The 1,661-nt window shown below is 65.6% G+C and carries 1 protein-coding gene; it reads left to right on the top strand.

Going from position 1 to position 1,661, the window contains the following annotated elements; translation table 11 throughout:
* Positions 1 to 31: 31 nt before the first annotated feature.
* Positions 32 to 1,651, top strand: a complete 1,620-nt coding sequence (locus tag NGF19_RS30325) for a class I adenylate-forming enzyme family protein (protein WP_252429136.1) — start codon at positions 32 to 34, stop codon at positions 1,649 to 1,651.
* Positions 1,652 to 1,661: the final 10 nt, after the last annotated feature.

The raw sequence follows: 1,661 nt of genomic DNA, 5'->3' as shown, positions 1-1,661 counted from the left end.
CGTGCGCGAGTTATCACGAGGATGTGGTCTGATGTACAAGATTCCCAGGAGTAAGAAGGTTCTGTATTTGGGGGTGGTTTCGGAGCGGGCTGCTGTGCGGTTCGGGAGTACTCCGATCATGCTGGATCATGATATGGGGGTGTTTCCTGAGGCGGGGCGGACGTTGACGGTTGCGGAGTTCGCCGGGTATGTGGCCGAGACTGCTGACCGGTTGTGGGCGGCGGGGGTGCGGCCGGCGGATCATGTCGCGGTGCACAAGGTGTCGAATTTCGATATCACGGTGCTGGCGTGTGGTGCGGCGCGGATCGGTGCGGTGCCGGTGATGCTGTCGCCGCATCTGGACGGGGAGAGTATCGGGAAGCTGCTGGAGCGGCTGCAGCGGCCGACGCTGCTGACCGATGAGGTGAAGCTGTCGGGTTCGCTGGCTGCTCTGCCGCTTCAGGAGCTGACCGAGCGGGTCGTCACCGTCACCGGTACACATCCCGGGGCGGTGTCGTTCGCTTCCCTGGCCGGGGCGCCGCGGCGCCGGCCGGTACTCCTGGACGCCGACGAGCCCGCCCTGATGACCCACACCTCGGGAACGACCGGGATCCCGAAACTGGTCGTGCACTCGGCACGTTCCCTGGGGGCGCGGGGGAACTGGCAGGACAAGGTGGTCTCCTTCATCCGTAAACGCGAGACCGTCGCCATGCACGTGTCGTATGTGCATTCACGGATGTATCTGGGGCTCGCGGTGCTGCAGATGCGGGGCATGCCGATGGTGTTCATGAACGACGGTGATCCCGCGCATGTCGCCGACATCCTCGTACGCCACCGCCCCGGCGTCCTGGAGACCCACCCCAACTCGTTCCTGGAATGGGAACAGATGCTGGAGGACCCGCGCAGGCCGATCTCGAACGTGAAGTACTTCAACAGCACCTTCGACGCGATCCACCCCAGCACCATGCACAAGTTCCTCCATGCCTCCGACCGCCGCAGCCCCGTCTTCCTCCAGGTCTACGGCCAGAGCGAATGCGGCCCCCTCGCCGCCCGCACCTACCGCCGCCGCAACGCCTTGAAGGCCGACGGACGCTGCCAGGGCTACCCCACACCCTTCATGACCAAATACCGGCTCGTCCCGCGGGGCGCGGCCAGGCCGTCCAAGGAGACCCCCGGCTACATCGACGTCGCCACCGCCGGACGCGCACTCACCTACCACGGCGAACCCGAACGCTTCCAGGCTCAGGTCATCGGACAGTGGTGGCGCGGCGGGGACGTCGGCTACCGCACCAAATGGGGCTGCCTGCACCTCCTCGACCGCGAAGTCGACGTCATCCCCGGCATCGACTCCACCCTCGAGATCGAAGACGAAGTCCTGAACAAGCTCGAAGAACTCACCGAACTCGTCATCGTCCCCGGCCCCGACCAGCAACCCGTCCCCGTCGTCTGCACCCGCGACGACAAACCCCTCGACCTCGACCGCTGGAACACCGCCGTCACCAACCACCCCACCCTCCTCACCCCCGTCCAACGCCGCCTCAACGAACTCCCCCGCACCGCCACCATGAAGATCCGCCGCCTCGAACTCACCCGCCAACTCACCCAACAACCCACCCCACAACCCAGCCAAGAACACACCCACGAAGCCACCCCACAACCCACCCACCACTGACACAGATCAA

The organism is Streptomyces macrolidinus, assembly GCF_023887685.1.
GTDB classification, from domain to species: Bacteria; Actinomycetota; Actinomycetes; order Streptomycetales; family Streptomycetaceae; genus Streptomyces; species Streptomyces macrolidinus.
Note: the sequence above shows the minus strand (reverse complement) of the source record. Positions and strands in the feature narration are given on the sequence as shown.

Coding starts and splice junctions, on each gene's coding strand:
- NGF19_RS30325 (WP_252429136.1), top strand. CDS start 32: ATGTACAAGATTCCCAGGAGTAAGAAGGTTCTGTATTTGGGGGTGGTT.